This window comes from Vibrio sp. OPT18 (genome assembly GCF_015163615.1).
GTDB classification, from domain to species: domain Bacteria; phylum Pseudomonadota; class Gammaproteobacteria; order Enterobacterales; family Vibrionaceae; genus Vibrio; species Vibrio coralliirubri.
Genome location: NZ_JADDYK010000051.1, coordinates 59,543 through 68,375, shown reverse-complemented (window position 1 = coordinate 68,375; position 8,833 = coordinate 59,543). Strand labels below are relative to the sequence as shown.

The 8,833-nt window shown below is 47.7% G+C and carries 1 pseudogene; it reads right to left on the bottom strand.

Annotated features, from left to right (window positions below):
* Positions 1 to 8,833, bottom strand: a pseudogene (locus IQQ51_RS12940) (hypothetical protein); the annotation flags it as partial.

Here is an 8,833-nt window from a genome sequence, read left to right as displayed (position 1 = left end):
TTCTTTAAGCTCAACCGCAATGTTGTTCGACGTTAACGCACCACCCACATTGAACTCAGTTGGTTCGATTCGGAACTTCTCAACATCATCACTTTGGTGAGTAAACGAGATAGTCTCGGTTTGGCTCACCGCACTGCCGCTTGGTGTCGAGCCATCTGCAAGCTGTGTTTCTGATAGCGTCATGCTTGGTACGGATTCGATGGTTGGAATATTACCATCAGTAATCGTCAGAGTGACCGTTGACGTCACCACATCGTTATCTAAATCGCTTGAGGTCACGACAATCGATTTGACGATGTCTTCGCTAACCGTGTGGTCTAGATTTCGGTTTGGTTCGAAGCGTACTTCACCTTCAAGAGTGATAAACAGAGAGCCTTCAGTGAAGATAAACTCTTGCTCGCCGGTATCAGCTTGGTCAAGCGTCAGTGGAGTCCCACCATCGTAAGTAAACTCAGTAATGGTCGCGCCATCAGCACTCTGCTCTGGCATCACATCAATGGTACTGGTTGTGATTGTGCCGTCTGCAAGATTTGGCTCAGTGATATCTAACGTACCATCCTGCATGATTTGAACATCATCACCGATGGTTACATTTAACTGAGAAACCAAAGAATCATCGCCATCGCTGTCTACTGCATAAACAGGCAGGTCAAAGCTCAAACTGTTATTCACCAGACCATCTTCGTGGTCAAGCGCTTCAAGTAACGTAAAGGTGTATTGACCTAGATTTGTACCAGAGAAGGTAACGGTAAAGACGTTGGTTTCAACATCCGACGCATCTTTAACAAAACCGATATAATCGCCAGCACTGTTAGGATCTTCTTTTAGCTGAACCGCCAAGTTGTTTGACGTTAACGTACCTAGAGTATTGAACTCTGTTGGCTCGATACGGAACGACTCAACATCGTCACTTTCATGAGTAAACTGAATGACTTTGGTGTCGCTGACCGCAGAGTTAGATGGATCAGATCCATCGGCTAGATTCGTTTCAGATAGTGAGATTGGTGGAATGACATCAATGGTCGGAACATCGCCGTCCGTAATCGTAAGCGTCACTGTTGAGGTAAGAACGTCATCATCGCCATCGCTTGACGTCACCACGATGCTCTTAACGATATCGCCAGCCGAGTGGTCTAAATCGCGGTTCGGCTCAAAGCGCACTTCCCCTTGAGTCGTAATAAACAGTGAGCCTTCCGTGAAAGTAAACTCTTGCTCGGTCGCATCATTCGGGTTTAGAGAGTAAGCGGTGCCGTCATAGGTAAATTGAGTCACGCTCGCGCCATCGGCACTCGCGAATGTTAATACATCGAAAACGGATGTCGTTGGCGTACCTGCAGCTAAGTCGGCGACAGTAGGCTCTTCAATCGTCAGATCGCCACTAGCCATCACTTGAACATCATCGGTAATAGTGACTGACAGAGGTGACATTAAAGAGTCATCACCGTCGGTATCAACTGCGTAAACTGGCAAGTTGAATGTTAGATCGTTATTGCCTTGAATTGGTGTGTGGTCAATCGCTTCCAGAAGAGTGAAGGTGTATTCACCCAAAGTGGAACTGCTGAAATCGAGAGTAAACACCGTGGTTTCGACATTCGAAATATCGGTCGTGAAGCCAATATAATTGCCAGAGCCTGTTGGTTCTTCTCGAATCTCAATGATCAAGCCGTCTGACTTGAGCGCGTTGTTAGTATTAAACTCACTTGGTTCTAAACGGAATTTCTCTACATCGTCGCTTTGATGAGTGAAAGAGATGGTTTCCGTTTGACTCACCGCCCCCATGATTGGTGACGAGCCATCCGCTAAATCTGCTTCAGCAAGCGCGATGCTTGGCACCGATTCAATCGTTGGGATATCACCATCAATAATCGTCAGTGTGACCGTGGCCGTTTCAACATCGATATCGCCATCACTTGACGTGAAGACGAGAGATTTAACAATGTCTCCACTCTCGTGGTCTAAATCACGGTTCGGCTCAAAACGCACATTACCTTCAATGGTGACGAACACATCACCCTCAGTGAACGTAAATTTCTGCTCGCCCGTGATTGTTGGATCGAGAGTTTGAGCCGTGCCACCATCATAGGTGAACTGAGTAATCACTGCGCCATCGGCACTTTGCGCTGTCATTACATCAATCGTATTGGTGGTCACCGTACCGTCAGCTAAATTCGGCTCGGTAATATCCAGCGTACCGTTCGCCATGATTTGGACGTCATCACCAATGGTCACCGACAACGGCGACATTAATGAATCATCACCATCTGAATCCACTGCATAAACTGGCAAATCGAAGGTCAGATCATTATTGTCGAGACCATCGGCATGGTCTAACGCCTCAAGCAACGTGAAGGTGTATTCACCCAACGTGGTACCTGAGAAGCTTAAGCTGAAGACAGGAACGTCCGTTCCACCGTCATCAATAAAGCCGGTATAGATGCCTGAGTCTGCTGGGTCTTCTTTAAGCTCAACCGCAATGTTGTTCGACGTTAACGCACCACCCACATTGAACTCAGTTGGTTCGATTCGGAACTTCTCAACATCATCACTTTGGTTGGTAAACGAGATAGTCTCAGTTTGACTCACCGCACTGCCGCTTGGTGTCGAGCCATCTGCAAGCTGTGTTTCTGATAGCGTCACGCTTGGTACGGATTCGATGGTTGGAATATCACCATCGGCAATGGTCAGAACAACCGTTGCCGTTTCAACATCCACATCGCCATCGCTGGATGTCACCACAATCGACTTCACAATGTCTTCGCTAACCGTGTGGTCTAGATTTCGGTTTGGTTCGAAGCGTACGTCACCTTCAAGAGTGATAAACAGAGAGCCTTCAGTGAAGATAAACTCTTGCTCACCGGTATCAGCTTGGTCAAGCGTCAGTGGAGTCCCACCATCGTAAGTAAACTCAGTAATGGTCGCGCCATCAGCACTCTGCTCTGGCATCACATCGATGGTACTGGTTGTGATTGTGCCGTCTGCAAGATTTGGCTCAGTGATATCTAACGTACCATCCTGCATGATTTGAACATCATCACCGATGGTTACATTTAACTGAGAAACCAAAGAATCATCGCCATCGCTGTCTACTGCATAAACAGGCAGGTCAAAGCTCAAACTGTTATTCACCAGACCATCTTCGTGGTCAAGCGCTTCAAGTAACGTAAAGGTGTATTGACCTAGATTTGTACCAGAGAAGGTAACGGTAAAGACGTTGGTTTCAACATCCGACGCATCTTTAACAAAACCGATGTAATCACCAGCACTGTTAGGATCTTCTTTTAGCTGAACCGCCAAGTTGTTTGACGTTAACGTACCCAGAGTATTGAACTCTGTTGGCTCGATACGGAACGACTCAACATCGTCACTCTCATGAGTAAACTGAATGACTTTAGTGTCGCTGACCGCAGAGTTAGATGGTTCAGAGCCATCGGCTAGATTCGTTTCAGATAGTGAGATTGGTGGAATGACATCAATGGTCGGTACATCACCATCGGTAATGGTCAGCGTCAATGTTGAGGTAAGAACGTCATCATCGCCATCGCTTGACGTCACCACGATGCTCTTAACGATATCGCCAGCCGAGTGGTCTAAATCACGGTTCGGCTCAAAGCGGACTTCCCCTTGAGTCGTAATAAACAGTGAGCCTTCGGTGAAGGTAAACTCTTGCTCGGTCGCATCATTCGGATCTAGAGAGTAAGCGGTGCCGTCATAGGTAAATTGAGTCACGCTCGCGCCATCAGCACTTGGTGAGGTCAATACATCGAAAACGGATGTCGTTGGCGTACCTGCAGCCAAATCCGTCACCGTAGGCTCTTCAATATTCAGCGACCCGTTCGCCATCTCCTGTACATCGTCGGTAATGGTGACTGACAGAGGTGACATTAAAGAATCATCACCGTCGGAATCAACCGCGTAAACTGGTAGTTCAAACGTGAAGTCGTTATTGCCACGACCATCCTCGTGGTCGATATTCTCCAACAGCGTAAAGGTATATTGCCCCAGAGTCGCAGCGCTAAAGCTTAATGTGAAAATCTGTGTTTCTACATTAGAGGCACTAGTTGTAAAACCGACGTAGTTACCTGATCCTGCAGGGTCCTCTTTCAAATCAATTGGAAGACCATCGGATTTCAATGAGTCATCACTGTTGAACTCACTTAGCTCTAAACGGAATTTCTCAACATCATCGCTTTGATTCGTGAATGAGATGGTTTCTGTTTGACTCACCGCACCCATGATTGGTGACGAGCCATCCGCTAAATCTGCTTCAGCAAGCGCGATGCTTGGCACCGATTCAATCGTTGGGATATCACCATCAATAATCGTTAGTGTGACAGTGGCCGTTTCAACATCCACATCGCCATCGCTTGACGTGAAGACGAGAGATTTAACGATATCGCCACTCTCGTGGTCTAAATCACGGTTCGGCTCAAAGCGCACGTTACCTTCGATGGTGACGAACACATCACCCTCAGTGAACGTAAATTTCTGCTCACCTGTGATTGTTGGATCGAGAGTTTGAGCCGTACCACCGTCATAGGTGAACTGGGTAATCACTGCGCCATCGGCACTTTGCGCTGTCATTACATCAATCGTATTGGTGGTCACCGTCCCGTCAGCTAGGTTGGGTTCCGTAATATCCAGCGTACCATTCGCCATGATTTGAACGTCATCACCAATGGTCACCGACAGCGGAGACATCAAGGAATCATCACCATCTGAGTCCACCGCATAAACTGGTAAGTCGAAGGTCAGTTCGTTGTTATCTAAGCCATCGGCATGATCTAATGCCTCAAGCAACGTGAAGGTGTATTCACCCAACGTGGTACCTGAAAAACTTAAGCTGAAGACAGGAACGTCCGTTCCACCGTCATCAATAAAGCCGGTATAGATGCCTGAGTCTGCTGGGTCTTCTTTAAGCTCAACCGCAATGTTATTCGACGTTAACGCACCACCCACATTGAACTCAGTTGGTTCGATTCGGAACTTCTCAACATCATCACTTTGGTTAGTAAACGAGATAGTCTCGGTTTGGCTCACCGCACTGCCGCTTGGTGTCGAGCCATCGGCAAGCTGTGTTTCTGATAGCGTCACGCTTGGTACAGATTCGATGGTTGGAATATCGCCATCGGTAATAGTTAGAACAACCGTCGCCGTTTCCACGTCCACATCGCCATCACTGGATGTCACCACTATCGACTTCACGATTGGGCCAGATTCATGGTCGAGGTCACGGTTTGGCTCAAAGCGTACATCCCCTTCGAGCGTGATAAACAGAGAGCCTTCAGCAAATACAAATTCTTGCTCGCCAGTATCGGTTTGGTCAAGCGTCAGTGGAGTCCCACCACCGTAAGTGAACTCAGTAATGGTAGCACCGTCAGCACTCTGCTCTGGCATCACATCAATGGTAGTTGTGGTCACCACCCCTGCGGCCAGGTCAGCGACAGTCGGCTCTTCAATGGTCAAGATGCCATTACTCATACCTTGAACATCATCTTCAATGGTCACCGTCAGTGGAGACATCAAGGAGTCATCACCATCTGAATCGACTGCATAAATAGGCAGATCAAAACTCAAGGTGTTATTGTCGAGTCCGTCTTCGTGGTCAAGCGCCTCAAGCAGCGTAAAGGTGTATTGGCCTAGATTTGTATCAGAGAAGCTAATGGTAAAGACATTCGTTTCAACATCCGACGCGTCTTTCACAAAACCGATGTAGTCACCTGCGCTATTCGGATCTTCTTTCAGTTGAACCGCTAAGTTATTTAATGTCAGCTCGCCAAGTGTATTGAACTCTGTTGGCTCGATACGGAAAAACTCAACATCGTCACTTTCATGAGTAAACTGAATGACTTTGGTGTCGCTGACCGCAGAGTTCGATGGATCAGAGCCATCGGCTAGATTCGTTTCAGATAGTGAGATTGGCGGAATGATATCAATGGTTGGAACATCACCATCGGTAATGGTCAGTGTGACTGTCGAGGTAAGAACATCACTGTCACCATCGCTTGATGTCACAACGATATTTTTAACAATATCGCCTGCCGAGTGGTCTAAATCGCGGTTCGGCTCAAAGCGCACTTCCCCTTGCGTCGTAATAAACAGCGAGCCTTCCGTGAAGGTAAACTCTTGCTCGGTCGCATCACTCGGGTCTAGAGAGTAAGCCGTGCCGTCATAGGTAAATTGAGTCACACTCGCGCCATCGGCACTCGCGGATGTTAATACATCGAAAACGGATGTCGCTGGCGTACCTGCAGCTAAGTCGGCAACAGTAGGCTCTTCGATACTAAGCGAACCACTCACCATCACTTGAACATCATCAGTAATCGTTACCGATAGCGGTGACATTAACGAGTCATCACCGTCGGTATCAACCGCGTAAACTGGTAGTTCGAACGTGAAGTCGTTATTGCCTCGACCATCCTCATGGTCGATATTCTCCAACAGCGTAAAGGTATATTGTCCCAGAGTCGCTGCGTTAAAACTTAATGTAAAAATCGGAGTTTCCACATTCGAGGCACTAGTTGTAAAACCAACATAGTTACCTGAGCCCGCAGGGTCCTCTTTCAAATCAATTGGAAGACCATCGGATTTCAATGAGTCATCACTATTAAACTCACTAGGCTCTAGGCGGAACTTCTCTACATTGTCACTTTGATGAGTGAACGAGATGGTTTCAGTTTGACTAACGGCACCCATGATTGGTAACGAGCCATCCGCTAAATCTGCTTCAGCAAGCGCGATGCTTGGCACCGATTCAATGGTTGGGATATCACCGTCGGTAATGGTCAGTGTGACAGTGGCCGTTTCAACATCCGCATCGCCATCACTCGAAGTAAACACCAGTGATTTAACAATATCGCCACTCTCGTGGTCTAAATCTCGGTTCGGCTCAAACCGCACATTACCTTCGATGGTCACGAACATAGAACCTTCAGTGAAGGTAAACTCTTGCTCGTCTGTGATCGTTGGATCAAGGGTCTGAGCGGTGCCACCATCGTAAGTGAACTGAGTAATCACCGAGCCATCGGCACTTTGCGCTGTCATCACATCAATGGTGTTGGTGCTCACCGTACCGTCAGCTAAATTCGGCTCGGTAATATCTAACGTACCGTTCGCCATGATTTGGACATCATCACCAATCGTCACCGATAGCGGCGACATTAATGAATCATCACCATCAGAGTCGACGGCATAAACAGGCAGATCAAAGCTCAGGTCGTTGTTGTCTAAACCATCGGCATGGTCTAACGCTTCAAGTAGTGTGAAGGTGTACTCGCCTAACGTGGTACCTGAAAAGCTTAAGCTGAAGACAGGAACGTCCGTTCCACCGTCATCAATAAAGCCGACATAGATGCCAGAGTCTGCTGGGTCTTCTTTAAGCTCAACCGCAATGTTATTCGACGTTAACGCACCACCCACATTGAACTCAGTTGGTTCGATTCGGAACTTCTCAACATCATCACTTTGGTTGGTAAACGAGATAGTCTCGGTTTGGCTCACCGCACTGCCGCTTGGTGTCGAGCCATCGGCAAGCTGTGTTTCTGATAGCGTCACGCTTGGTACGGATTCGATGATTGGAATATCGCCATCAGTAATCGTCAGAGTGACCGTTGACGTCACCACATCGTTATCTAAATCGCTTGAGGTCACCACAATCGATTTGACGATGTCTTCGCTAACCGTGTGGTCTAGGTTGCGGTTTGGTTCGAAGCGTACGTCACCTTCAAGAGTGATAAACAACGATCCTTCAGCAAACACAAACTCTTGCTCGCCAGTATCGGTTTGGTCAAGCGTCAGTGGAGTCCCACCATCGTAAGTGAACTCAGTAATGGTCGCACCGTCAGCACTCTGCTCTGGCATCACATCAATGGTAGTTGTAGTCACCACCCCAGCAGCCAGATCGGCAACGGTCGGCTCTTCAATGGTCAAGATGCCGTTACTCATGCCTTGAACATCATCTTCGATGGTCACAGTCAGTGGCGACATCACTGAGTCATCACCGTCACTGTCTACCGCATAAACAGGCAGGTCAAAGCTCAAACTGTTATTCACCAGACCATCTTCGTGGACAAGTGCTTCAAGTAGCGCAAAGGTGTAACGACCTAGCACGACGTCATCAAAATTGATGGTAAAGACTTCAACCTCTTGGTTTAACGCGTTAGTCGTAAAGCCTGTGTATTGCCCTGAGTCAGCCGGGAATTCACGAAGTTCAACTTCCAAACCATTCGACATCAAAGCGCCAGAGGAATTAAATTCATCGGTTGCGATTCTAAAGCGTTCAACATCATCGCTTTCGTTAGTGAAAGAGATGGTCTCAGTTTGGCTCACTGCCGCTCCGCTTGGATCAGAGCCATCGGCTAGATTCGTTTCAGATAGTGAGATTGGCGGAATGACGTCAATGGTTGGTACATCGCCATCAGTAATGGTCAGCGTCACTGTCGAGGTAAGAACGTCATCATCGCCATCGCTTGATGTCACAACGATATTTTTAACAATATCGCCTGCTGAATGGTCTAAATCGCGGGTTGGCTCAAAACGTACTTCCCCCTGAGTCGTAATAAACAGTGAGCCTTCGGTGAAGGTAAACTCTTGCTCGGTCGCATCATTCGGATCTAGAGAGTAAGCGGTGCCGTCATAGGTAAATTGAGTCACGCTAGCGCCATCGGCACTCGCGGATGTTAATACATCGAAAACGGATGTCGTTGGCGTACCTGCAGCTAAGTCAGCCACAGTAGGCTCTTCAATCGTCAGATCGCCACTTGCCATAACTTGAACATCATCAGTAATCGTCACCGATAGCGGTGACATTAACGAGTCATCACCGTCGGTATCAACC